A 24682-nucleotide genomic window follows, 5' to 3' on the forward strand; every position below is an offset into this window, starting at 1 on the left:
GGCCTTCGGTCGGGCTTGCAATGATCCTCAGCCCTTGCGAGCTTCGAACTGGATCGGCAGCTTGCGCCGAGATACTCAAGATCAATTGGGGACGCTTTTGAGTCGCTTACGAAAATTCATTGAGCAAGGCCAATCTGGCGAGGGGCGATGCGCGTACGCTTTCGAATCCGCCACCCTGCCACCGCCTCGCGGAGGCATGACTTGGCATCCCGTTACGGATTTCAGCGCGGCGGAGGAGATTTTGCTGGATCCCAGGCTTAAAGAGGTCTTCGAGACCGCACTCGAAAAGGGCGACGCGGTGGTGTCCGCAAACAAAGATGAGCTGCAATGCAGCAAACGATCTCCTTGGATCATCAGCCTAAGGCACGATGGGAATATCCTGCCTTATTCTTATCACTCCTGCTCCGGCAGGGGCCGGCAGATGGCGGAGATTGAAAGATCGATTTGGCTGGGACAGGCCAGTGCTGGCGATCGCACTTCTCCATCAGCTGTGATCTGCAGTGCGTGTTTGCATGTCCTAACCCGTCCTATTCGTGAGAGTGCTTTTTTTAGTCCGCTTGATGTGGCCGCACATCTGCTCTGACGAGGCGCGCGGGATTGCCTTCGGCTTTTCACCGCCTGACGACCCGTACTTTGCAACGCGCTTGAGGTGTAGGTTGGGCGAACGGGGGGCGGACGCCCCGCCGGTCAAGGACCGAGCGGCAGCAGCGCGCCTGGCAAGCCGCGGATCAGGTCGGCTTCGGGACATGCCGCGGCAAACGCAAGGCGAATGCGGCTCGTGGTCTCAACGACACGGGCAGCGAGTTTCAAGAGACGAAGACGCAGCGTCGCGAACTCGGCTGTGGCCAATTCCCGGGCTTTGGGAATCGCGTCGCGCACGGTCAGCATCAGCCAATAAGCGGCGGTGTGGAGAACGAGGCGGACTTGATTGGCGAGCGCCGAACGGCAGCTGGTGCGATCGGAGGCGAGCTATGTCTTATGCAGCTTGATCAGATTCTCGGCTTGGCCGCGCGCGCAATACAGGCTGTCGTAGATCCACTCGGCCGAGCCGACATCGAGGCTGGTGACGACGAGACGGATGTCGAGGCCGAGCATCGTCGCCTCAATACGGGCGACGGTGCGCCGTTCGCGATCCCAGGACTTTGCCTTGTGCGCGTCTCGGTATAGCCACGCAGAACCGGCAGGTTCTCGATGGCGCGTCGCGTGCGGATGTCGTCGGCGGCCTCGTCGACTTTTCTGGCGAGCGGCTTGGTGCCGGACAGACCGAAGATGTAGTCGATGCCGTTGGTCTCGCACCACGCCATTGCCTCCGGCCGGGCATAGCGCCCGTCGCCACGGAACGTAATTCGCGTGTTGTGCCACCGCGTCCAGATATGCCGTATCAGGCGGCGCAGATGGGCACGCACCTCGACGCCGCCCGGCGTCTTGCCGGGCCGCAGCACGACCGCCACGGGCCGGCTCTTCTCCGCGTCGTAGACGTGGATCGGCAGGAAGCAGCGTTCGTCATAATGAGCGTTGAACAGCGAGAGCTGCTGATGGCCGTGGACGACATCGCAGGTATCATCGATGTCAAGCGTGACGGATGCCGGCTCGCGCGGGTAGCTATCCATCCATGCGTCGACCAAAGTGTAGGTCAGTCGGATCACGTCGCGCAGGCGCGGAGCATTCTCCAGCCGCGACAGCGTCGGTTGGGAACACAGATCGCGACCCGTGTCCGGCAGCCGTCCGCAGGCCAGCTTGAATGCGGGATCGGACCGCAGATGATCGAGGTCGTCGGCGTCCTCGTAGCCGCAGCAGATCGCGAACATGCGCGCGCGGAACATATCGACAAGGCTGTGCACGACCCGCGTCGGATCGCGCCGATCCGGGAACACCCGTATCCGTCCGAGGGCGGCCGTCTTGCGAGTTTTTCCGATCTGTAGCTGACTGTCCTTATGGACGGACATAAGGACAGTGCGGTGCTGAGCCGCATGGATTTGGTGGAGACCGGTCGGCGGCGACGCTGGACGCGTGCGGAGAAGCTCAGAATCGTAGAGGAGAGCTTCTCGGGGCCACGACTGGTGTCGGCGACGGCTCGCCGGTATGGGATATCACGTCAGCTTCTGCTGAGCTGGCGCAAGGCTTGGACCTGTCATGATCCGGCCGAAGAGGATTCGATCGGCCCGACATTCGTCCCTGCGATAGTTGCGGCAAGTACGCCGCCAACGACGGAAGCTGTCGAGACAGGTCAGATCGAAATCGTGAGCCCTCAGGGGCTGCGCGTGGTCTTCGGCCCCGGTGCGGATATCGAGGCGGTCGTTCGAATTGCTCGGGGCCTGGCGCGCCGATGATCCCGATCCCGACGGGCGTGCGGGTGTGGCTGGCGACGGGCCATACCGACATGCGGTGCGGCTTTCCGAGCCTGGCTCTGCGCGTGCAGGAAGTGCTCAAGCGCGACGCCATGGGCGGCGGTCTTTTCTGCTTCCGGGGCAAACGCGGTGATCTATTGAAGGTCATTTGGCACGATGGCCAGGGCGCCTGCTTGTTCACCAAAAGACTCGAGAGAGGCAGGTTCATCTGGCCATCGGTTGCTGGTGAATCGGTAACGATCTCTCCGGCGCAGTTGAGCTATCTGTTGTCCGGGATCGATTGGCGCAACCCTCAAGAAACCCAGCGTCCGACGCGGGTCGGATAGTCGTTTTACGGTTTGAATCTGCTGCTCGATCTGATTCAATGGCTCCATGATATCGAAGCCGGATGATCTTCCATCGGACCTTGTCAGTGCCCTGGCGGCGCTGCAGGCCGAGCGTGAGGCGCGACAGAAAGCCGAGGCGAAGGCCGCCAACTGGCAGGCGCAAGCCGCGAATGCGCAGGCGAAACTGTCGGATACCGAGGCGCTGATCGCTCATCTCGAGTTGCGCATCGAGAAGCTGAAACGCGAACTGCACGGGCAGCGATCCGAGCGCTCGGCACGGCTGCTCGAGCAGTTGGAGTTGGAGCTCGAAGAACTCGTCACCACGGCGAGCGAGGATGAGCTTGCCGCACAGGCCGCAGCGGCGAAGACGCAGAACGTCCGCCCCTTCATGCGCAAGCGGCCGGTGCGCAAGCCATGGCCTGACGATATCGAACGCGAGCGCGTCGTCATTGAGACTCCAACGACCTGCGCCTGCTGCGGTGGATCGCGGCTGGCGAAGATCGGTGAGGATGTGACCAAGACGCTGGAGGAGATCCCGCGCCGCTTCAAGCTGATCGAGACGGTACGCGAGAAGTTCACCTGCCGCGATTGCGAGAAGATCAGCCAGCCGCCCGCGCCGTTCCATGCCACGCCGCGCGGCTTCATCGGCCCACAATTGCTGGCGACGATCCTGTTCGACAAGTTCGGCATGCATATCCCGCTCAACCGCCAGAGTGCGCGCTTTAAGGCCGAGGGGATCGACCTGCCGTTGTCGACGCTGGCCGACCAGGTCGGCCACGGGACCTTCGCCGTCATGCCGCTCTTCCACTTGATCGAACGCCACGTGCTCGCTGCCGAGCGCCTTCATGGCGACGACACCACCATCCGTATTCTGGCGAAGGGCAAGTGCACGACCGGGCGGATCTGGACTTATGTGCGGGATGACCGGCCGTTCGCCGGGCCTGCGCCGCCGGCAGCGGTCTATTACGCCTCGAGCGACCGACGAGGCGAGCATCCACAGAGACATCTGGCCGCCTTCGCCGGCATCTTGCAGGCGGATTGCTACAGCGGCTTCGAGCCGCTGTTCGACCCGCAGAAGAAGGCGCTGCCGATTACGCCGGCGTTTTGCGTGGCCCATGCGCGGCGGGGCTTCTTCGAGCTGGCTGATATCGAGAAAAATGCTCGGGAAGGCAAGAAAGGCAAACCGGTCTCCCCGATCGCGCTGGAGGCTGTCAGACGCCTCGATACGTTGTTCGAGATCGAGCGCGCCATCAACGGCCGCGGTGCCGGCGAGCGGCGTGCCGCTCGCCAGGAACAGAGTAAGTCACTTCTCGAGGACATGCATGCCTGGCTGCTCCGCGAGCGCGAAACCCTCTCGCGTTCCTCCGAGGTCCTGAAGCCGATTAACTACATGCTCAGGCGCTGGGACGGCTTCGCCCGCTTCCTCGACGACGGCAGGATCTGCTTGACCAACAATTGCGCTGAGCGCGCATTGAGGGGCATCGCCTTGGGAAGGCGCAACTGGACCTTCGCCGGCAGCCAGCGCGGCGCCGACCGTGCCGCCATCATGCTGACGATGATCACGACCTGTCGCCTCAACGACGTCGATCCCAAGGCCTGGCTCGCCGACGTCCTGGCCCGTATCGCCGATCATCCCGCATCGCGTCTGCACGAGCTCTTGCCCTGGGAATGGAAGCTCCTGCGCCAGGCCGACAAGCCAGCCAATCAGCAGGCCGCCTGACCTTCACCCTTCACCCAATGCCATCATAGACCTCGCCGTGCCCGCGCGCATGCGTCAATCAGGCGGCCTCCGTCGTATGCGTACGAACACCCGGGCCAAATTGTCGGCCAAGCCTAGACGCCGCTCGGCCATCGCCAGAAGCATCACGCCCCCGTTCGAGGTCAGCCGACGCCATCGAAGGCAGCTGTGACTTTCTTGGCGTGAACGGCTGGAAACGAGAAGGGCAGAATCGTATCATCGGTCATGGCGGGCGTGGTGTTCGCGGCTGAGTGTGATGGGGTTGGCTTTGCAACCGAATCCTACGCCGCATCAGCGCTTTACACCGCGCTCGCCAGCCTCTCAGGCGCCCTCTGACGAATAAGACGGGCTAACCAATATTGCTTTTCCTGAAATGCAGGAAGTTGCAGACGTCAGAATACTGCGCGCCGCTCAAGCGGAAGCCACAAGCCGCTATGCGGTTCTGAAGAAATAACGGCTCGAAAGCAAATGCTCGGAAGCCGTTGGAGCAGTTCAGGCGGACGTAATCGTCGGTCCGCTCCACACTTTCAATCCCGATGCCACAAAGATCATAATATTCGCAGCGCGCCAGCGTTGCCGCCTCGTTCGTTGCAAAGAGCGACAAAGCGAGATCAAAGGGCGCTTGACACACGCGTGTTAGAAATTCCATCGGCGCATCCATCGTACCTAGAAAATTGAATGGCAGGATGCAGAGTACCTTTCCATCATATCGGCTCCTGATTTTACTGATCAGCCGCGTTCTTTTAAAGAATTTATCAGCCTCACAGCGAATAACTGCTCCTTTCCCGCTTTTTAGCCTTCGCGTGCGAGCCGGGTTTATATCGATCCCAAGGTAATCACTCGCATCGCTCTTGACTCCAATGAGGCGATAGCAGCTGCAACCTACCTCAATGACCAAATCATATCGGGCTGCGCGCAGCAGATCGGCATAAAAGCGTCGCTCAAGTTCGTGGAACTGACGCACCTCGGCGGTGAAGTAATTCGGGCGCATGAGACGCCCAGCTTCGCCATGTAGATAGATCGATCGATTGAATTGCTCGAATTCAGGAGCAGAGGAGTTCATCGGCGCCTCATGTCATTTCGCCGAGACATAGAGCCTACGGCACCGCCGCCCCATCGCTGTGGTCACCTCATCGCTCAGCATCCTGGCCGCAGATGCTAGATCCGTCACAGTCTGTTCAGGGCAGATCACGTCAACCATTGCGCCCGGAGTCGTCCAACTCTCAGGCAGATCCGTTACATCAATTGTAATAAGGTCCATCGAAACAAAGCCGACGATAGGCACACGAATACCACATATGAACACATTCCCTCGATTGCCAAGACTACGTGGAAAGCCATCCGCATAACCGATAGAGGCGGTAGCAACACGCATCTGCCTGCTCGCTCGGTACGACCTGCAGTATCCGATCGTCTCACCAGGCTCTACTTTGCGAGATTGAACGATCTGAGTTCGCAGATGGACGACTTGCGATGGCTTGAAGCAGGGATCATCAGACGTCAAAAAGCCAAAAATTCCTCCACCTGCTCTTATGAGGTCGAAATGAAACTCGCATCCGGCAAATAGGGCAGCCGAGTTCGACAATGAGAGGATCGCTTCCGGAAAAAACTGTGTGAGTTCGCGAAACCTTCTCAATTGTTGAAAACTGTCCCCGTTGCGCCATTCTGCACAGGCGAGCTGACTCATGAATAGCGCTACGGGTAATTCCGACAGTCCACTGTCGTACTCGGCGATTGCTCGCAATTCATCAACGGCAAAACCCAATCGAGCCAGTCCGGTGTCGACATGGATACCCGCTGGTAGTGCCCGATTACGCTGTCGGCAATGCCGAAGCCATGCATCCAATTGTTCCCTGCTGTTGAGGATTGGCAATAGATCATGCTGCTCGGCTGCCAGCTCCATACCTGGCATAGCGCCGTGGAGGATGTAGATCTTCGAAGATGATGGTAGCACATCGCGCAGGGCGATCCCCTCCTCCACATCGGCTACGAAAAAGTCCCTACAGCCAAGTTGAGCAAGGAAGGGCGCTATATGCTTCGCGCCGAGGCCATAGGCGTCCGCTTTGACAACCGCGCCGCATGCGCTATGCGGGGCAAGCGCCTGAACTCTCCGATAGTTCGATTGGATCGCGCCGAGATCCACAATCATGGTGGATCTCGACATATTGAAATAACCGTTGTCTGCTTCTTGGATAGAAAGCTTCGCTTCGGTATGAATCGATTCAGGCATATGCCCTTCCTCGTGTCCCGGCGCTGACATCGCGACTACGGAGAATACAAGGATCGTATTGCTTCTTCCGCACAGGCGGGCCCAAACCGAAACCCGTTACCTGCGCCGCCACCAATGACCTGAAGCCCGGCGATGGTTCGAGCTGGACGCGCGAACGGGACGGCATCGTCCGAATAGCAGTCGCAGAACACCCGTACTGACGCAATCGCCGGCACGTCCACGGAGAACCATTTCGCCAATATTGCTGTTGCGCGCGCCAAATCGTCTGAACTGACATGCAACGCGTCGCTGTCGGGCCTGACATCCCATTCCTGCGAGGTAAAGCTGAACAACCAATAGCCGTCCGCGATCATGGGAATGAGGAAAGCGTAGTCATCCAACAGGCCGATCATCGGACAGTTCGAGGAGGGACGCGCTGCGAGATGAAGGGCGACGACCTTTTTAACCCGCAACCGCGGTTCGTCTGCCAGGTGCTCGCGTAATGGTGATTCTGGAAGCCATGGACCAATTGCCAGGATAGCTCGCCGCGCCGAGATTTCGCTATCGTCCGAGGTCCGAAGAAGAAGATTACGTGGGCCCTGCCTTATCCTTTCAATGGACGTTTGCTCGAATATCGAAATACCGAGGGCCCTGAGCCGTTCGGCCAAATCCTGGACAATTAAATCGACCGGGCTATACGAGCCCCGATCGAGCGCTACAGCTATATCGTCGGCAATCTGAAAATTTGGCAGCGAGGAAAGCCTCTCGGTCAGCTCGACCGACGTTGAGGGGGTAGTGCCGCCCATGCCAGCCAGTCGCGCGAGTTCGTCCGGATTGCGGGTCAGCCAGAACACGTCACAGTCTCGGCCATTGTGCCAGCCACCACGGGGATAGATCCCACGCCAGAATTTCGAACCGCGATCAATGAGGCTCCTTTCCCCATCATTCCGACAAATGTTGATTTGGATTCCGGGAGCAAACCCGCTAGCACCTGCTCCAACGATATCTCGTTCGAAGATAACGATCCTTTGCTTCGGATCATTGCGCGCCGCGATGAAGGCGGCACTAAGACCCATGACGCCCGCGCCGATAACCGCCAGGTCATAAATCCCGCCGGTCATCGGGTTTCCCTCCAGGAGATAGACAGGGCGCTCAGAGCTTCGCAGCCGCTATTTTCCAGGTGATGAGTTCGATCAGGTCGCAGAAACACAAGGTCTCCTGCTTTCACAGCCAACTCACCATCATTGGTCACCACCCGACCGCTGCCGCCGGTAATGCGCCAGATCTCGCTGGACGGATGGGAATGCGGCGTCGACACCGCGAACGGATCAAGCCGGAATTCGATGAGTTCGACGGGACAACAAGTCGTCTGTTGATTGCCTATGCCTTTGACCTCCTGCAGCACGACGCCGGGGCTATAAGCGGTGATGTCGCCTAACGTAATCAGCTCTGCATCTTTCATAGTATACCCCGATTAAGGAAAGGCTGGTTCAAGGCTGCTGGCAACTGTTCCACTTGACGGCGCCAGTTTCCTCGCCGCATTCGTAGGCTACGCGGCCGATGATCGAATTGAGGATTATTGAAGCGCGCCAGGGTACCAAGCTGAGGTTGGTATCAGCGATACCATGTTGAAGGCGCGCGCCGTTCTGCACATACAAACGGCATGTCTCGGGACCATCGAAACGAGCCGAAAAGTCCTTCTTGACGACGATTTCCCGAGAGCCACCGGGGGCACTCGCGACCGTCAGTCGGCCCGCGATCGGATCTAGGAACGAAGGGATCTCGGTCCGATAACCCGTGGCTAAGATGATAATGTCGGCGGCATGTTCAGAACAAATGCCTGTCGTCTGCTGACGCAAACCCACGCGAAAGGGGGACGCGCCTTGCAACTCGTCGGCTGTGGTGTCGACGCATATTTCGACCTGAGCGGGGTATGTTCCTCGGCGAAGCTCTCGATCGTAGAGGGCGTCGTAGATGGCGCGGAGCGTCACGCAGTTCACCCCGTCGCTGGCCAATGCTTGCCGCGCCAGAATTCTTTTGCGCGCCGATTCGCTCTGCTCGAAGAACCACCCACCATACCGCGGAAAGAACCATTCGTTCACGAACGGGCTATTTTCGAGCGCAAAGATATTCGCGCGGCGCGTCACCCAGGTCAGGGCTCTGAGCGCGCCGCAACCACCACGCAGGAGATGAAGGAATACCTCCGCCCCGCTCTGGCCGCCACCCACCACCATAACACGCTTGCTCGACAGCTCGCGCCGTCGCAGCAGAAGGGCACTCCCGTGGAACACCTCGTCTGGCGGTGCATTCCTGCTCCAATCAGGAATAGATGGAACGCGACCCACACCTACCACAGCTGTACAGGTTTGGTATTTGCGGTGAGTGGTTATGACGTCAAAGGAGCTGCCTCGCAGCTCGAGTGCGACGACACGTTCGCCAAACCGAACGTTCGCCAGCTTTTTTGCTGCCCATCGCAAATAGTCTTCAAATTCAGCACGGCTGACGTGGTCAAGTCCACGGACGATGGCTTGATAAAGCCGTCCTTGATCATGCAAGTAGGCGATGAAGCTGTAGGCACTGGTTGGATCCGCCGGCGTAACAAGGTCCTTTAGCGGGCTGGTTTGCATAAGGGCACCTCCTAGAAGCAGTCCGGGATGCCACTCAACCGAGTCCGATCTTTCCAGGATGTGCACAGAAATTTCCGAAACCGGAACCGCGAGCGCCGCCAGACTTAGATTTGCAGGCCCAGCACCGATCGCGACTACGTCGCGGCCAACGCCGTCCTTGATCATCCCATGATCCCTGAGGGGCGCCACTCAATGCCTCCCGCCGCTCACGAATACTTGAATTGTAAGAAGAGCGCCATTGGCGCCGACCAGCAACATCATGCTCATCAATAGATAATCGAAACTGCCGACCCCTATGATTTGCCCAGCGATGTACGGAAATCCAAATAGGCCAATGAAGTAGGAGAGAGTGAACACCTGAGACGCAACGGCCAACGATGACCCATCAATAGCGGCAATGTGAACGACCATGCTGTTCAAAGTCGAATAGCTGAGACCGTATCCGAGCGCAAACATCATCGTCCCGAGAATGTAGATTGCTGGACTACCTACGTTCATCAACAGGACGAATAGCCCCGCAATAGTGCAAAGGATCAGAAATGCAGCTACGCGTTCAAGCCGCCAGAGCCCAATGATCGGTGCCACCGCAAAACGCGAGAAGACCGCTGTCAGCGTGAAGACCAGAAAGAACGTATCCGCAGACTGTGCTCGCGATGTCGCGTAGAGCGTTTGGAACGTGGACAGACCGGCGAAAACGCAGGCTGCGATGCCGATCATGATGACTGGATAGCGCGTGTTCGCCTTGAAGGTTCGCACCAGACTTCCAAAGGTCAGCCGCACAGCCGGCATTTCGATCTGTGGAGCTTGCGCCAGGACCCTGCCTGCGGACTCCAAGAGCGCCGCGCCCGCAAGACAGGCAGCTGCAAATAGGCAGTAAACTGCAATGTAGGATCCAGCGGCTTCCGCGAGCGCACGTGCGAGGGGCGCCGCAAGCCCGATGCCAAGCATTTGAGATGCGGAAAGCAACGTAAGATACTTGATACGAGCCTCAGCTCGCACGTGGCAGAAGATTTGAAGCGGCGCTAGTATATAAAAGACCGACCATCCAATGCCCAGCAGAAGTCCACCGATGTAAGCTATCAGCGTCGCAAGCGATGCTGATGCGAAACATACCATGGCCAGGGCCATGATCGCTGCAGCGAGTGTGATCGTTCGCATCACGCCGAGCACGTCGGCAATCCGGCCGGCCAAGAGCGAGCACAATATTGTTGCGATCGTACCGATCGAAACAACGGCTCCGGCGGTCGTGTCGTTTTGTCGAACGGCGGTTAACGCGTCCACAAGAAAGAAACTCGAGCCGTAGCAAGCGGCCAAGCTGATACTGCCAAACATGAAGGGGATTGAGACCTGCAACGCGATTGCATTGGGCAAGTCCTCAGCAGGAACGATATGCTTGGCCGGTGTCATGCTGCGCTCTTTCCGGGCAGGCACCAATCAATGTCTTTAGCCGCTAACCTGCGCCCATCGATCTTCGGTACTGATCCGTTTCGCGCAGATGATGGCCTTGACGCGCATCCGGCAAGCGGATGTCCGCTATGCCCCAGCCAGCGCCATAACGCTTCGGTGATCTTCGGCATCAGCGGCCACCCCAGTACGCTAAAGCCCATCAGCCAAGTGTAAGCGGTCTCATGGCTCGTCGCCGCATTCACACAGTCGCCCCATTCGATGACTGGCTTTGACGCTTGTGATACCAGCAGATGATCCAGCGAAAGTGCCGCGCACTGCTTCTCGTAGAGCCTGTCGAGCGCGGTCATCATCGCGCCATCTACGTAGCAGCAGGTTGGAGCCGGTGCTGCGTTTACGATGCCTGTGCAGCGGTCGATAGCTGCAGACATCTGATCGAAAAGTACGTTGTAACGATCGACCAGCTGCTCTGATATCAAATCGGCCTCGGCCTCCTCCGGACAAATTTCCGACAGGTACACTCTAAGAACATCGATTGATACATTTGGAGTTCGAGCGATCTCGCCCGCCCAGATCACGTGACCTCGGCTGGTGGAGAACTTCGATCCGTTCAATCGCAAAAAGTAGTTGAAGAAGATACGATCGAACGGCCGAAACGAGTCCTGGCCCAGCGCGCACCCTGTAGTACCCACGAGCATCGGAATTGTGTTATCGACACCGGTAGCACTAATGAGGAACGCATCGGAGTCGAGAACAAAAGGACTAGGCCTGCCGCTGCTTTCTGTGTCTCTCTGGCCGCAATAGAGAGAATGAGCGTAGAGTAGCGAGGAGTAGCTGAACAATATTTGCCGGGTCTTGAAATGCGGCGAACTCCAACCCAACCCGTGCAACCCCGGCACGGTCAGCCGCATCTGCTGTCCTTTGCGCGCGACATACCGCTTCGCTATGTCCCGAAAACTTGGCTCTATAGCCGTGTCGTCCCACGCCCGTAGAAGCCGGTCTTTTTCCGAAATTGAAAGGAAGGCGGAAATGTCATCCGCCCATTGCACGATCCGCCCTCGCCTTGATATCGGATCCCGCGCCTCTTCGGGCTCGAAATGATATCCACATTGCTCGCAGAAGAAGCTGCCGGCAGAAGCCGCACAAACCGGACAGGTCGCACCAAACCAGCCCCCAATGCAAAAACGTTGTTCTGGCCGCGTGACAGCTGAGGGCGTATCGTCAATTGGTAAACGCATTGTGCGGAATTGCAGACTTCCGGCTGCAAACAATGCCCCCATGAGCGCGCCACTCACATTCGAGAAGCGCTGCAGATTTCGGCCATGCGCAGGATCATCGAAATGGTCGAAAACAATGCCTAGCGAGGCGAGATCCTCAACGATCTTGACGTGGAAGCCATGCGCGAGTTCCGATGGATCAGTGTTCTCGCGAGCCGCCCGGACCAAAACATGATTCTCGAAGCCGTCGGTGGTCAGCCCAGAGCGAACTCGATGCCCCGCCCTCTTCAGGTGCCTCTGCACGACATCCATCCGAAGATAAGGCCCAGCGGCGTGCCCCAGATGTGCCCTGCCATTGGCAGTCAAATTCACTGGGGAGACATACACATCGATCGGATGCGTGTTTGCTGCATTTATCCGCGCGATAGTTGGGCTTTTCTTCATGTCGGCACAAATGACTTCCGTGGATACATCGCCGCCAGCATGCCAGGTGCGCTGACATCTCTCCGGCAATGGCGATCGCGATAGCTCGACGCAGATACGGATACAGGCCGATTGGTTGCTTCAAGGCGGATTCTACAATCAGTCAAAGGTGACTTGCCGCATCCGGTCTGAGCTCTTCGATAGGACGACTTCGCCGCCTCCATTGTTCGCGCGGCTTCGGCTTCCGACATAGTTGAACTCCCCCCCGGCTCGACTCGATGAGCCAACGACATGCCCGCAAGCGGCCGCTGACCAAGCCGTAAACAAGCAAGCAGCGGGCCAACTGCGACTGCTGATTTTTCTCCTTGTCTGAACCTGCGTACCGTCAACTTTCGAACATTGGTCGCGAAGCCGACGACCGGCTCACTAGAGCGAAGTGAGAGTTTGTTTGCCGTACTGACCGAGGCGCGTGGGAGCTGTTCCCAGATAGCTTCAGGTATGCGGGGCCGCCTCCTCTTCGTTATGACCCCAGCCAACGTCGGCCGCGAATGCTCCAAGCTGATTCAGCTGATCAGCAACGAAAACTGGATGCTCGGCTAGGACGCTTGAACAAGGAGACCAAGGGGGCGCTTTCGAAATCCCATTGTCGTGGAACGAGATCACAGATCTGGCGCTCGGAACGCTTCATCTGGTTTGGCCACCGGGAGGACGGCCCCCCGCTCAATGGCAGTTTGCCTGTCGGTGGAGTAGGCGCCAACTCATTCGAGACAGCAGCGATTGCAAAAGCGCCTTCTTGACGTCCTCGCAGTTGGCATTTGCCAACGGAGCTGGCGTTCGCTCAAGAACAAACTTCAATTCCGGATGCGCGATGTATCCATTGTGCCAAGTGCGGGTCGAATTCGGTGAGCTTGAAGGCTTCACCAGATTAGATGACGTTCATGCCATATTGCGGCGGGTCGGCAGGGGTAAAGAATAAGCCTTGCACCAGCAGGCCGAGCGTCGGGCCAAACGCCGCAGGTCCCACACCGAACAATAGGAACAGCGTCGGGCCAGAATGAAGTGCACCTCAGACACTCCAACCGGAGTGCGGAGGCCAATGAGATCCGCCCGCTGGTCGAGACGAATTTGGCGGCATCTCTGCGCAGCCATCGATCCCAGAGGAACGCCTGCGGCCGCAGGAGCCGACGCCGGCCGCGCCGCGGACCGTGACGCTGGCCGATCCCCGCGTCGAGCAGTCAGCCTTGCACCGCTATTATCTCGTGCCCTCCGCTCGCACCGCGGCCGCCGGCGAGAGTCCAGTGCTTGAAGTGCTCGAGCAATTGATTGGAGGTGGCGTCAACTCATATCTCTATCGCGCGCTGGTAATCGACAAGCAGCTTACGATCGGTGCCACGGCGAGCTACCAGCCTACCGCGCTCGATTCCTCGCGGTTCGTGATTTCTGCCATACCAAACCCCTGCGTGAAGTTCGGCCAGATTGAGCGCGCCATCGACGAGGTGATCGCCAACATTGCGCACAATCCCGCGCGCATCGAGGATATCGAGCGGGTCAAGACGCGGCTGATCGCGCGAGCAATCTACGCTCAGGACAATCAGGAAGCGCTCGCGAACCGGTATGGCCGCGGGCTCAGCACGGGCCTGTGCATCGACGATATTCGAGGCTGGTCGGACGGCATCCGCGCCGTCGGTGCCCAGCAGGTGCGCGAGGCCGCGCGGAAATGGCTCGACAAAAGACGCTCGGTGACCGGCTATCTCATCAAAGAGCCAACGCCAAACCACGAGGAGAAGCGATAGTGACCTGTTTTTGCACACGGCGGGGGGTCCTCCTCGGCGGCGCGTCGCTCTCAATCGCGATGCTCGCCTCGCTAAATTCGCTTGCCACCACCAGGACGCTTGCCGCGACCAAGATCAAGCGCCTGGTCTCGTCTTGTGGTATCGAAGCCTGGTTCTTGCAAGACCCCACTGTCCCGTTGATTGCGATGGAATATGCCTTCGGCGGTGGCGCGACCCAGGACCCAAGCGGCAAGCCCGGCGTCGGCAACATGGTTGCTGGCTTGCTCGATGAAGGCTCCGGCGATCTCGGCTTTAAGACCTTTCATGAACGGCTCGACCGTCGAGCCATTAAGCTGAGCTTGGAGCGACCCACGATCACTTCCGCGGTGCCCTGCGCACGCTCGAGGACCACAGGGACGAGGCCTTCGACCTTTTACGGATGGCGCTAACCTCGCCCCGTTTCGACGCGGCCGACGTCGAGCGGATCCGTGCCGGCGTGCTCTGTCGCCTTCGGCATCAATCGACCGATCCTTCATCGCTCGCCAATCGCAAGTTACTCGAAGTCGCCTTTGGCGATCATCCTTATGCTCGCCCGGCTGCAGGCTCGATCGAAAGCGTGTCGAAGATCGAGGTCCCGGATCTCAAGCGCGATGTCCGACACGTGATGGCAAAAGACACGCTCAAGATCGCGGTGGTCGGCAATGTCGATCCAGAGGTTCTCTGTATACTACTCGACAAGACCTTTGGAGGCCTTCCCGCCAGGGCGGAGTTGGCGTCGGTCCCCGACGTGGTCGCGGCAAGACCACCGCAGCGCGTCAATATTCCGTTCGATGTGCCACAGACAGTTGTGAGTTTCGGCGGTCCAGCGGTCCGCCGCAGCGAGCCCGATTTCATGGCCGCCTATATTGTCAACCACATCCTCGGCGATGCCGGTCTGACGTCGCGGTTGTTCCGCGAAGTCCGAGAGAAGCGCGGGCTGGCCTATTTCGTCCGTGAGCACCTAGTCTGGATGGATCGTTCGGCCATGTTTGTCGGCAATAGCGGGACCAGCGCCGATCGCGCCCGTGAGACTGTCGAAGAAATCGAGAAGCAAGTCCGCCACATCGCCGAGCAAGGCCCGACCCAGCAGGAACTCGACAATGCAAAGTCCTACCTGAAGGGCTCGCAGATGCTGGCCCTCAACACATCATCAAAGCTGGCGCAAACGCTGTTGCAGTATCAGCTTGACAAGCTGCCGATCGACTATTTCGAAAAGCATGAAGCAGTCGTCGATGCGGTCACGTTGGAGGATGCCAAGAGAGTCGCGCAGCGGCTGTGGGGCTAAGGTCTTCTCACCATTCTCGTCGGCCGCTCCCCAGGGGACGCAGCCCAGTTAACCACCATGCCATCAGCGACCACGTCATCGCCAGGTGCCGAGCTAGACTAGACACCACAACCACAATACCGAGGAAACCAAATTAGCCTTTAGCAAACCTAAGCCGCTTAGCCCGTCTTATTCGTCAGAGGGCGCCTGAGAGGCTGGCGAGCGTGGTGTAAAGCGCTGATGCGGCGTAGGATTCGGTTGCAAAGCCAACCCCATCACACTCAGCCGCGAACACCACGCCCGCCATGACCGACGATACGATTCTGCCCTTCTCGTTTCCAGCCGTTCACGCCAGGAAAGTCACAGCTGCCTTCGATGGCGGTCGGCTGACCTCGAACGGGGGCGTGATGCTTCTGGCGATGGCCGAGCGGCGTCTCGGCTTGGCCGACAATTTGGCCCGGGTGTTCCCGGATCGGCGCGATCCGACGCGGGTCGTGCACAGCCTTGTCGATATGTTCCGCGCGCGCATGTTCGCGATCTGCTGCGGCTACGAGGACGCCGACGACCTCCGATCATCTGCGGTCCGATCCCGCATTCAAGCTGGCCTGCGGACGGCTGCCGGACACGGGTCGCGATCTGTGTTCCCAACCGACGCTGTCGCGGCTGGAGAATGCTCCGCGCCTGCGCGACGTGATCCGACTGACCTACACTGTCATTCGGCCTGCAATATTGACCCCCTAAGCCGGGGGATCGGCGTCCAAAATTGACCCCCTACAGATTGATCTGTTGCGCTGCCTGCTTTGGAACGAAGCAGGTGGTGGGGGATGCTGATCGTGGAGACAATTGCCCGGATCCGGCGCGAGCACTTCATCAAGGGCAAGACGATCAAGGAGATCGCCCGTGACCTGAAGGTGTCGCGGAACACGGTCCGGAAGGTGCTGAGGTCGGGAGAGACCTCCTTCGAGTACGAGCGGCAGGTGCAGCCGCGGCCAAAGCTGGGACGATGGGCAGTAGAGCTTGACGGATTGCTGGCGGCGAACGCGGCCAAATCGGCTCGTGAACAGCTGACGTTGATCCGGATCTTCGAAGAGCTGCGCGGCCGCGGCTACGACGGCGGTTACGATGCCGTGCGGCGTTACGCCAGGCGGTGGAGCAAAGAACGCGGGCAATCGACCGCGGCGGCTTATGTCCCGCTGAGCTTTGCCCCAGGCGAAGCCTACCAGTTCGACTGGAGCCACGAGGTGGTCTTGCTGAGCGGGACCACGGTGATGGTGAAGGCCGCCCATGTCCGGCTCTGTCACAGCCGCATGCTGTTCGTGCGGGCCTATCCGCGGGAGACGCAGGAGATGGTGTTCGACGCCCACGACCGGGCGTTCGCTCTGTTCAAAGGCACCTGCACCCGCGGCATCTACGACAACATGAAGACCGCCGTAGAGACGATCTTCGTCGGTAAAGGGCGTCTCTACAATCGCCGCTTCCTGCAGATGTGCAGCCACTATCTGGTCGATCCGGTCGCCTGCACGCCGGCGTCGGGCTGGGAGAAGGGGCAGGTCGAGAACCAGGTCGGGCTGGTCCGGGAGCGCTTCTTCACGCCGCGGCTGCGGTTCAAAAACCTCGACGAGTTAAACGCCTGGCTGCTCGACAAATGCATCGCCTACGCCAAGGCTCATCGCCACCCGGAGCTGGTCGATCAGACGATCTGGGAAGTGTTCGAAGCCGAGCGTCCCAAGCTCGTTCCCTATGCCGGCCGCTTCGACGGCTTCCATGCGGTGACGGCATCGGTCTCGAAGACCTGCCTGGTGCGCTTCGACAACAACAAGTACTCGGTCGCAGCCAGCGCAGTCGGACGGCCGGTCGAAGTCCAGGCTTATGCCGACCGCATCGTGATCCGTCAGGATGGACGCATCGTTGCCGAGCACCCGCGATCCTTTGGCCGCGGCGAGACGACCTATGATCCCTGGCACTATGTGCCGGTGCTGGCTCGCAAACCCGGTGCCTTGCGCAACGGCGCTCCCTTCAAAGACTGGGTGCTGCCGGCCGCGATCGAGCGGATCCGGCGCAAGCTTGCCAGCACCGACGATGGCAATCGGCAGATGGTCGACATCCTCACCGCGGTGCTGACTGACGGTCTGTCCGCGGTGGAAGCGGCCTGTGCCGAAGCGCTCGGTCATGGCGTCCATTCCGCCGATGTCGTGCTCAACATCCTGGCCCGTCAACGTGAACCCGCCCCACCGGCCAACATCATGACGCCGGCCGCACTGACGCTCCGTCATGCACCGATCGCCGATTGTGCCCGCTACGACAACCTCCGGAGGACCATCTGATGGAACGAACCCAAATCTTCGACCTCATGGGCGAGCTCAAGCTCTACGGCATGAAGGCTGCCTTCGACGAGATCATGGCAACTGCCGTCAAGCGCCAGCACGAACCTCAGCGCATTGTCGGCGACCTGCTTAACGCCGAGATCAACGAGAAGCAGGCCCGCTCGATCAAATACCAGCTGACCATTGCCAAGCTGCCGCTTGCCAAGGACATCGCCGACTTCCAGTTCGACGGCACGCCGATCAATCAGACTCTCGTCAATGATCTCGCCAGCGGCGGCTTCATCGCCCAGCAACGCAATGTCGTGCTGGTTGGCGGCACCGGCACAGGCAAGACCCACCTGGCCATTGCCATCGCCAGAAGCTGCATCCGATCCGGTGCCCGCGGCCGCTTCTTCAACGTAGTCGACCTCGTCAATCGCCTCGAGACCGAGACCCGCAACGGACGGCAAGGACGGCTCGCCGAGCATCTGACCCGGATGGACTTCATCGTGCTGGATGAACTCGGCTATTTGCCCTTCGCCCAGTCCGGTGGCCAGCTCCTCTTCCACCTCGTCAGCCGGCTCTATGAGCGCGCCTCCGTCATCGTGACGACCAATCTCGCCTTCGGCGAATGGCCGAGCGTGTTCGGCGACGCCAAAATGACCACAGCGCTGCTCGACCGATTGACCCATCACTGCGACATTGTCGAGACCGGCAACGATAGCTGGCGGTTCAAGAGCCGAGACGACGATCACGCCACCCGCGCTCGTCTCGCCTCCGCTATCCCGGCCAGCTCCGACGAGACGAGCGCTACCAGCAAAGCCCGCCGCACGAAGGGGTCAAAATTGGACGCCGATGAGGGGTCAAATTTGCAGGCCGATTGACAGCTGAAGACCCTGAAGGGCCTCACGCCCTACGAATACATCTGCAAAGCCTGGACAAAAGAGAACGAACGATTCACCCTCAATCCGCTCCAGCAAATGCCGGGACTAAACAGCTAATGCGGCCGCTCACCGCGCGATATCGTTTGCGAATAGATCATGATGCGCTTGCCCCGCGAAGGCGGGTGGTCAGGCTGACTACGAAAGATGCGCGATGACCGACTTGCGGACCTGATAATCACTCCGACGGCGCGAACTATCGCCAAGAAGTCGTCGAAGCTCCCCCTGAGGCCAGCCGCGTGAGACATCCTCTCCACTGCCGCCTCTCGCTTGGCGGCAGTGATCCCGGGTTGGCCTCCCGTCCGTCGCACACAGAAGAACACTTGCGACGTGAGCTGGTTGCATGGCCTTCCGGCGACGCCGAACTATGTTTCTGCACCCGCTCTGCCTCGTCCCCTAAACCATCATGCCGTCGCGCGAATCTTAGCAAATAACATTGCCGCTTCGGATGGTCCTAGCCCAACAATACCTACAAAGCTCGGCGGCGGCCTTGGGATGTGCCGATCAGTGGGTCTCCAGAGGTGAAGGCAGTACCGGCTGTTATTGACATACTGCGAATGCGGCGGATGCAATTGCATGACGCATTCCTCCTCATCCCAGAACAAGTCTTTGACAAAGCACATCTCTTGCCAGTTCGGACAACGCCGCGGCGTCGAAACGGCGACCTGCTCCCAGCCCGGACGGACGAAGCCACTGATTTTCAGTTCACTCCCGCAAGGGCCCTGCACCAAGAACAGCCCACCGGGGCCTGATCCTGGTACGCTGGCGAACTTGCCGGATCGTACGCGGCCGGCTTCCAGCTTCTCTATGATCTGCGCTCGCACGCACCCTCCTTTGCTTTACGGATCGCTTTGAAGTCGACGTAGATGACGTTGTTTGGCAACTCATGAGCCGGCGCAAGCTCCGTCAGCAGCGTAGCGTTCGAGCACCACTCTCCAGCGAACCATCTGCTGAGAAAGCCGCAGATGTCCATCATCACTTGTTCTCCCATTACTTAGTTCTCGGAAGCTCACATCCTCTTCAAGCACCCGACGAACGCCTTTACTGCACTCCCCGATTGCATGAAGGCCGGCGATGCACGAAGTGCTCGATCCGATTCACCCGCGGAATTGACCTCCACACTCACGAACACCCGATGGGGTAACCAGCCCCGCCAGACAACTCGGTCACGAAGCGCGCTTTTGGCGACACATCTTACTTACCCATGCCCGCGGGCGCTGATCAGCCGGCGCCGGACAGAGTGCGCTTCAGCAAGGTAAGATCCGCGCTCGATCTCCCGCACTTGCAAAACGAGTGTTCATTAGCCTTTCCGTTCAGGTCTCGAGGATGCATCTCGGCAATATGAAATCCGTCAATCGACGCGTATCACTTCATCCCTCCCGTTCTGATGTCGCATCCGATATCCGTTTGTGCACTCGATTATGGCTCGCCGAAACGACGTCACGCCGCACGGACTGACGCGACGCAAGAGCAATATCGGCTTTGGCCCGATGCGGCCTTGTGACGTGGCCGCACTTGAATCATTCGCAGCTCTCGCCGCTAGCGGAGCCTGAAACAATGCCAATACGTCATCTATGTGACCATGAAGAGCTTGTCGGACTAAAAATTCGAACGGGCGCGTCTGGCTCGTGAATGCTTGGCACAATGTGTTTCGGATCGAGTTGATAGCATCCTACGGCTCCTCGCGAGGATGATCAGACATGACGAGTTAGTCCTTTGGACAGACCATCACTGCGACCATCCGCGGATCTTCAGGCGCGTCGATACAATGCAACAGCTGGCGCATCGTTGCGGGTATGACGTCAGCAAACATTCACGCTTGCCTCCCATTGCTGGTGTCGGCTTTCAGACATCGATGTCGCAGCTCCGACAATCGTCGATTGGTCCACAGCGCCGCACTCTAGAGGCACGCATCTAACCCTTGTCGAGCGGTGCGGGCACTTCTCGGTTACTGGCATGCTGATTGCTGTAGTGTCGAAACAGGAAGGACACGCTATCCCGACATCAATTTGCAATGGACTCGTTGTTTGTTTTTGCTTTATGCATTGCCAAAGCACGTTTCGAACTTGCACGGTATCCCCTGATCGATGATACGCGACCAAATCGACAGGCCGCATACCTCACGCGCAACAAGCCGAATTCTGACACTCCGAGCTTTGGAAGACGAACTGATGGATAACACGAGGCGTCCGGACGCTAACCTTTTTCCCTGGACCAGTGGAGCATGCGAGGAATGACGCACTGGCGCGCACCAAAGCAGTCCATGATGAAGCATTACGCTGCTGACCGCCGCTCTTGGCAGACGCAGAGGAGATGGAACCTGTTGCCGCTGGCCGGGCTTCTCCTTCATGCGCTGCTTTGGGCCAGTATATGTTGGATCATCGCAGCGTCCTTATGAGCGAAACGATGAACCAGAGGAGATCTCAGTGGATGGGTGCTGGTATAGGAGGGCCTTTCGATGCCCTCGTGTACCGCGGCCGCGGTCTTGCAATTGTTGAGTGGCTAGATATGAAAACCTCCGAGGTCAGACAGGCAGGTGCAGAAGTGTTGGATATCGCGGATTATCGGACTTATATGCCTGCAAGCTTGACTTGACCTGACGGCAGCTATTGTCCCATCCGGTATTCGGTACTACGCCCGACAAGTGCTTTACGGTTCTCGCGCAAGAACAGGACTAAGATCGGCGCGCCGGCTCGATAGTAGGCGGATTAGCTTTCGAGAAGCTGACGAAAAGAATACGCCTGCGCCTATACAATCCCCTGTAGGTCGTTAAAGCGGCTCGCTGCGCTGAGGCGGCACGCTGACTGGGATTCGATTGGAACGATTTGTGCGAGAGAGGACCGTCTGGAGATTCTCGGCACGGCAGCCTCTGCAATGAATCGCCCGCCCGAATACCGAGCGAGATTGTTGCTCACCGTTGGCATTCGTGGCGATCTGCCGATGGAGGTTCCATCGACACGCGAGACGCTACGACTCTTGGCCGGGCCAAGTGCCCCGCTCGTTCTTGTGCGTCTGCCACTCTAGGGCGCGCCGAGCGAGCTTGTCGTATTCCTTGGCTATCTTGAGAAGCCTATCTCTGGCTTTGCCGTACGCCAGCGTTTCCGCTTTCTCTCGCGTTGCTTCCGCACGGCCGCGCCAAAGGTCGGGATCGTAGAGTTTACTCTTCGGATTCATAGCGATGAACATGCAATTTGCAGATCAAACAAATGTGACAGTGGCGCTCCGTACAATTACCTAGCAGTGACGCTTGTGGCCCGGGGTTACCAGCGAGTAGACACCAACGGTGCGCGCAAACTCACACTTGCCCTGAGCGTGGCCATAGAGACGCCGCGGTTTACAAACACTCAGCGCGAGGTTTCGCCGGAGCACACTCGTCCTGCTGACGGACCCTGTAGATCCCAAGACGTATTCAGACGACAGGGCTTGAATCGCACGTAGCGTCAGATTGCACGATCCTGGACAAGTGGGGACTACTTCGAACAATCCAGGCGTTTCCCGCCAAATCCCAAGAACTGCGAATGTTTCAAACACCCAAGCTCAACCCGCGAGATTCAAAGCACACTTGTCTGCCCTTATTGGTGGCTGGTCCAATGAGAGGTATAAACAATTGCGCTCTTCGAGACCGGCCCCTTTCGATCGTGGCATGCGCAGGGGAACGGACGCCCGGTACTGACGCCAACTCGATTGCCCCCGCTCTTGCGTCAAATGAAGTGGCACGCACGTTGCGGGACCGCGCCGAGCGTGACAGGGGCACGCGCGATGACAGCTTTGCCTGCGCAGTCGAGTGCATCGTTTGTCAATGGATTGAGCAGCCCTGCCTTGGGCGCTCCTCGCCGCCTTTCCTGGCCCGCGGTCACAAGTCCTGTTCGATCCTGCGTCGGGACGACGATGGCCTCCTCCGTCGGTTGACTCGTCATTAGGCTGCGGCCGCACTTTAGACTCATGCAAAAGCCTCCCAATGCCTCACGAGATCGGGGCGTGACCGCGGCCACCGCACGATCACCGAAAGCTTAACCGTGATCAAATTGTTCGGTCAGTGCAGCTGCGAGTGCAGCCCGGCGCTCGGCGCCGGCAACGACAGATGCTGACAAGTCGCTGCGAAAATACCGACTCCCGGCCCGGATGGTTTCGCAAGAGAAAAGAACGGTCTCGCAGGCGCTTACCTAACAATCCGGCATGTCTTCGGTCGGAAGGCCTGAAGAACATGCCGCAAACCAACCGACGCGAAGAAACACCATGATTCAAAACCAGCGGCTTCGTTTGGCTTCGCCCCTGAAGGCTGCCATCACCCTTGCTTTTGCAATGACCGCCCTCATCCCAGAGCGAGTAGACGCGCGCGATCAAGCGCCGACCGTAGAGGAGAAAGAAGCCTGCATGGAGGACGTGTTCCGCCTGTGCAGCAGCCATATTCCGGATCGCGTCGCCATCATCGCTTGTCTCAGATCCAAGCAATCGAGGCTCAGTCTGAAATGTCGCTACATGATTTCCGCTGGCGACGCTGGCAAGAAGAGTAACGAACCGAAATGAGGGGATGGCGAACCAGGTGGCTGCGCCTTCGCCTCAGGCTCAGAGATTGCCGACCGTGACCAGCAGGCCGTCACGCGATGGCAGGACAACAGGCACGGGCGATCGAGAACGACGTCGATAACTTAGAACTGACAGACACGGTCGCCGATTACTTCTATCGGGCAGCTCAGCCTGGAGCGCTTGACCCTCACGTAGCGTCAGGTTGTAGCCTCACGAAGGAATCGCATTTAAGCGGCAGATACGCAAGCATCGAGGACGGTCTGCCGCGAGCGGGTGCTCGCACAACAATATCAATGCAATTGACGCCACGCCTCGTCGACGAAAAGTCCCCTATTGAACGAGGAGCCCGAGGATAGACAGGTAACGTGTAAAGTTCGATGGAAGCGCTTAGATCGATCATTGGCAAAGTTGCCAGCGGCACCACTCTGACATGTGAGGAAAGTGAGTTCGCCTTCGACAGCATGATGTCGGGTCAAGCGAGCCCTTCGCAGATCGGTGGCTTGTTGCTGGGAATGCGGGTCCGCGGCGAGACCGTCGAAGAGGTCACCGGCGCGGCCTCCGCGATCCGCAATAGAATGCCACGGGTCGATGCGCCATGCGAACCCATCGGCATTGCTAGCACGAGCGATACCCCGTTTTGCTCAGTCAACGTGGAGACGTGCGCCTCCTTTATCGTCGCCGGGGCCGGCGTTCCTGTCGCCAAGCACACCGACTGCGCAGCGTCATCAAGCTCGAGCGCCGCGAAAATTTTGGCGCACCTAGGCGTGAAGACCGATCTCACGCCTGAAGCCGTTGCTCGTTGTCTACAGGAAGCCGGCATCGGCTTTCTGTTTGCGTCGGCCCAGTATCCGGCCATGCAGCGTATTCGCCAGATCCGGACTGCACTTGGGACTCGCACGATTTTTAATCTAATCACGCTTCTGTCCAACCCCGTGGGGGTTAAGCGGCAGATGGTCGGAGTGTTCTCTCGTGAATGGGTGCAGCCACTGGCCCTAGTGTTGAAGAACCTTGGCGCCGAATCGGTGTGGGTGGTGCACGGCTCGGACGGGCTCGATAAGATAACCCTTGCCGGCCCGACCTTTGTTGCCGCGCTCGAGGCGGGTGCAGTCCGCACCTTCGAGGTGACGCCAGAAGATGCTGGGCTCCCCCGCCACACCGAGGCGCTGGAAAGCGGCGATGTGGATGGCAATGCCGTGGCGCTGCAAAGCGTGCTCGGTGGCGCAGCAAGTCGATATCGCGATGCCGCCCTTTTGAACGCGGCGGCGGCATTGATCGTGGCCGGCCGTGCCTCCACGCTCCAGGAAGGCGTCGCACTTGGCCAGGAAGCGCTTGATCGCGGCGCCGCAGCCACCCGACTGGAGCGCCTGATCGCGGCTTCCAACTAATGACAACTGAGTTGAGCCCTGTTCAGTTGTGGCCGCCAAGGCCAACGTTCACAAGCGCGAATGCGCGCTGCTCCTGCGAGGCTTGCGAGCTTGCGCCGCTTGCCCATGCATCAACGCAGTTGGCATCGAATAGGTGGCGCAAGAGCCGGCCTTCGTCGT

At 59.1% G+C, this 24682-nt stretch carries 15 protein-coding genes and 8 pseudogenes; 12 read left to right on the forward strand and 11 right to left on the reverse strand.

Annotated features, from left to right (window positions below):
* Window positions 1-196 precede the first annotated feature (196 nt).
* Complete coding sequence (locus HAP54_RS00785) at window positions 197-583, forward strand: hypothetical protein (RefSeq protein ID WP_156929045.1); 387 nt, start codon at window positions 197-199, stop codon at window positions 581-583.
* Between the two features lie 104 nt (window positions 584-687).
* Here the strand turns inward: HAP54_RS00785 and HAP54_RS52355 are convergent.
* Window positions 688-1877: pseudogene (locus tag HAP54_RS52355) on the reverse strand (IS1380 family transposase); the annotation flags it as partial.
* A gap of 57 nt (window positions 1878-1934) precedes the next feature.
* Between HAP54_RS52355 and tnpA the strand changes: the two are divergent.
* Genes tnpA through tnpC form a run of 3 tightly spaced genes read left to right on the forward strand, consistent with a single transcriptional unit; the run spans window position 1935 to window position 4394 of the window.
* Window positions 1935-2330, forward strand: a complete 396-nt coding sequence (tnpA, locus tag HAP54_RS00800; protein WP_166202956.1) for an IS66-like element accessory protein TnpA — start codon at window positions 1935-1937, stop codon at window positions 2328-2330.
* Window positions 2327-2674, forward strand: a complete 348-nt coding sequence (tnpB, locus tag HAP54_RS00805; RefSeq protein ID WP_063676425.1) for an IS66 family insertion sequence element accessory protein TnpB — start codon at window positions 2327-2329, stop codon at window positions 2672-2674. The genes tnpA and tnpB overlap by 4 nt, the downstream gene beginning before the upstream one ends.
* 46 nt (window positions 2675-2720) lie before the next feature.
* The gene (gene tnpC / locus HAP54_RS00810) at window positions 2721-4394 is read left to right on the forward strand and encodes an IS66 family transposase (protein WP_166205228.1); all 1674 of its coding nucleotides are present in this window, start codon (window positions 2721-2723) and stop codon (window positions 4392-4394) included.
* 84 nt (window positions 4395-4478) lie between these two features.
* On the opposite strand, the pseudogene HAP54_RS00815 reads toward tnpC, so the two are convergent.
* The 9 genes and pseudogenes from HAP54_RS00815 to HAP54_RS00855 all read right to left on the reverse strand — a co-directional run.
* A pseudogene (locus HAP54_RS00815) lies at window positions 4479-4639 on the reverse strand (transposase); the annotation flags it as partial.
* 122 nt (window positions 4640-4761) lie between these two features.
* Entirely contained in the window at window positions 4762-5475 is a 714-nt protein-coding gene (locus HAP54_RS00820; RefSeq protein WP_224741426.1) for a hypothetical protein, read from the reverse strand.
* Window positions 5476-5487: 12 nt separating this feature from the next.
* Complete coding sequence (alr, locus tag HAP54_RS00825) at window positions 5488-6642, reverse strand: alanine racemase (RefSeq protein ID WP_224741425.1); 1155 nt, start codon at window positions 6640-6642, stop codon at window positions 5488-5490.
* Between the two features lie 35 nt (window positions 6643-6677).
* Window positions 6678-7742, reverse strand: coding sequence for an NAD(P)/FAD-dependent oxidoreductase (locus HAP54_RS00830; RefSeq protein ID WP_166298528.1), 1065 nt, complete (start codon window positions 7740-7742; stop codon window positions 6678-6680).
* Window positions 7739-8083 carry a cupin domain-containing protein gene (locus HAP54_RS00835; protein WP_165125920.1) on the reverse strand — a complete coding sequence of 115 codons (345 nt, stop codon included), beginning with the start codon at window positions 8081-8083 and terminating at the stop codon, window positions 7739-7741. The genes HAP54_RS00830 and HAP54_RS00835 overlap by 4 nt, the downstream gene beginning before the upstream one ends.
* Before the next feature lie 28 nt (window positions 8084-8111).
* Window positions 8112-9413, reverse strand: coding sequence for a lysine N(6)-hydroxylase/L-ornithine N(5)-oxygenase family protein (locus HAP54_RS00840; RefSeq protein ID WP_166298529.1), 1302 nt, complete (start codon window positions 9411-9413; stop codon window positions 8112-8114).
* A gap of 24 nt (window positions 9414-9437) precedes the next feature.
* Window positions 9438-10655 (reverse strand): MFS transporter, encoded by a 1218-nt coding sequence (locus HAP54_RS00845; RefSeq protein ID WP_166298530.1) that lies wholly within the window; start codon window positions 10653-10655, stop codon window positions 9438-9440.
* A complete protein-coding gene (locus tag HAP54_RS00850; protein WP_166298531.1) occupies window positions 10652-12313 on the reverse strand; it encodes a class I tRNA ligase family protein in 1662 nt (553 codons plus the stop codon). The genes HAP54_RS00845 and HAP54_RS00850 overlap by 4 nt, the downstream gene beginning before the upstream one ends.
* Before the next feature lie 910 nt (window positions 12314-13223).
* Window positions 13224-13375 (reverse strand): annotated as a pseudogene (locus HAP54_RS00855) (energy-coupling factor ABC transporter permease); the annotation flags it as partial.
* A gap of 6 nt (window positions 13376-13381) precedes the next feature.
* Between HAP54_RS00855 and HAP54_RS00860 the strand changes: the two are divergent.
* From HAP54_RS00860 to HAP54_RS00885, 6 genes and pseudogenes are all read left to right on the forward strand, one after another.
* Window positions 13382-14085 (forward strand): annotated as a pseudogene (locus HAP54_RS00860) (M16 family metallopeptidase); the annotation flags it as partial.
* A gap of 59 nt (window positions 14086-14144) precedes the next feature.
* A pseudogene (locus HAP54_RS00865) lies at window positions 14145-15490 on the forward strand (M16 family metallopeptidase).
* A gap of 182 nt (window positions 15491-15672) precedes the next feature.
* A pseudogene (locus HAP54_RS00870) lies at window positions 15673-16084 on the forward strand (transposase); the annotation flags it as partial.
* Between the two features lie 107 nt (window positions 16085-16191).
* Window positions 16192-17682, forward strand: a pseudogene (gene istA / locus HAP54_RS00875) (IS21 family transposase); the annotation flags it as partial.
* A gap of 8 nt (window positions 17683-17690) precedes the next feature.
* The gene (gene istB / locus HAP54_RS00880; protein WP_166294386.1) at window positions 17691-18554 is read left to right on the forward strand and encodes an IS21-like element helper ATPase IstB; all 864 of its coding nucleotides are present in this window, start codon (window positions 17691-17693) and stop codon (window positions 18552-18554) included.
* Window positions 18555-18671, forward strand: a pseudogene (locus tag HAP54_RS00885) (IS481 family transposase); the annotation flags it as partial.
* 344 nt (window positions 18672-19015) lie between these two features.
* On the opposite strand, the gene HAP54_RS52785 reads toward HAP54_RS00885, so the two are convergent.
* Complete coding sequence (locus HAP54_RS52785; protein ID WP_084518781.1) at window positions 19016-19435, reverse strand: DUF7694 domain-containing protein; 420 nt, start codon at window positions 19433-19435, stop codon at window positions 19016-19018.
* A 3412-nt stretch (window positions 19436-22847) separates the two neighbouring features.
* Between HAP54_RS52785 and HAP54_RS00890 the strand changes: the two genes are divergently transcribed.
* Both HAP54_RS00890 and trpD read left to right on the forward strand, forming a co-directional pair.
* The gene (locus tag HAP54_RS00890; protein WP_175612357.1) at window positions 22848-23138 is read left to right on the forward strand and encodes a hypothetical protein; all 291 of its coding nucleotides are present in this window, start codon (window positions 22848-22850) and stop codon (window positions 23136-23138) included.
* A gap of 377 nt (window positions 23139-23515) precedes the next feature.
* A complete protein-coding gene (gene trpD, locus HAP54_RS00895) occupies window positions 23516-24523 on the forward strand; it encodes an anthranilate phosphoribosyltransferase (protein WP_166214467.1) in 1008 nt (335 codons plus the stop codon).
* Window positions 24524-24682 lie beyond the last annotated feature (159 nt).

It is taken from the genome of Bradyrhizobium sp. 2S1 (genome assembly GCF_011516625.5).
GTDB lineage: Bacteria > Pseudomonadota > Alphaproteobacteria > Rhizobiales > Xanthobacteraceae > Bradyrhizobium > Bradyrhizobium septentrionale.

Coding starts and splice junctions, on each gene's coding strand:
- tnpA (WP_166202956.1), top strand. CDS start 1,935: ATGGACGGACATAAGGACAGTGCGGTGCTGAGCCGCATGGATTTGGTG.
- alr (WP_224741425.1), bottom strand. CDS start 6,642: ATGCCTGAATCGATTCATACCGAAGCGAAGCTTTCTATCCAAGAAGCA.
- HAP54_RS00890 (WP_175612357.1), top strand. CDS start 22,848: ATGATTCAAAACCAGCGGCTTCGTTTGGCTTCGCCCCTGAAGGCTGCC.
- HAP54_RS00845 (WP_166298530.1), bottom strand. CDS start 10,655: ATGACACCGGCCAAGCATATCGTTCCTGCTGAGGACTTGCCCAATGCA.
- trpD (WP_166214467.1), top strand. CDS start 23,516: ATGGAAGCGCTTAGATCGATCATTGGCAAAGTTGCCAGCGGCACCACT.
- tnpB (WP_063676425.1), top strand. CDS start 2,327: ATGATCCCGATCCCGACGGGCGTGCGGGTGTGGCTGGCGACGGGCCAT.
- HAP54_RS00850 (WP_166298531.1), bottom strand. CDS start 12,313: ATGAAGAAAAGCCCAACTATCGCGCGGATAAATGCAGCAAACACGCAT.
- HAP54_RS00830 (WP_166298528.1), bottom strand. CDS start 7,742: ATGACCGGCGGGATTTATGACCTGGCGGTTATCGGCGCGGGCGTCATG.
- HAP54_RS00835 (WP_165125920.1), bottom strand. CDS start 8,083: ATGAAAGATGCAGAGCTGATTACGTTAGGCGACATCACCGCTTATAGC.
- HAP54_RS00785 (WP_156929045.1), top strand. CDS start 197: ATGACTTGGCATCCCGTTACGGATTTCAGCGCGGCGGAGGAGATTTTG.
- HAP54_RS00840 (WP_166298529.1), bottom strand. CDS start 9,413: ATGATCAAGGACGGCGTTGGCCGCGACGTAGTCGCGATCGGTGCTGGG.
- HAP54_RS00820 (WP_224741426.1), bottom strand. CDS start 5,475: ATGAACTCCTCTGCTCCTGAATTCGAGCAATTCAATCGATCGATCTAT.
- tnpC (WP_166205228.1), top strand. CDS start 2,721: ATGATATCGAAGCCGGATGATCTTCCATCGGACCTTGTCAGTGCCCTG.
- istB (WP_166294386.1), top strand. CDS start 17,691: ATGGAACGAACCCAAATCTTCGACCTCATGGGCGAGCTCAAGCTCTAC.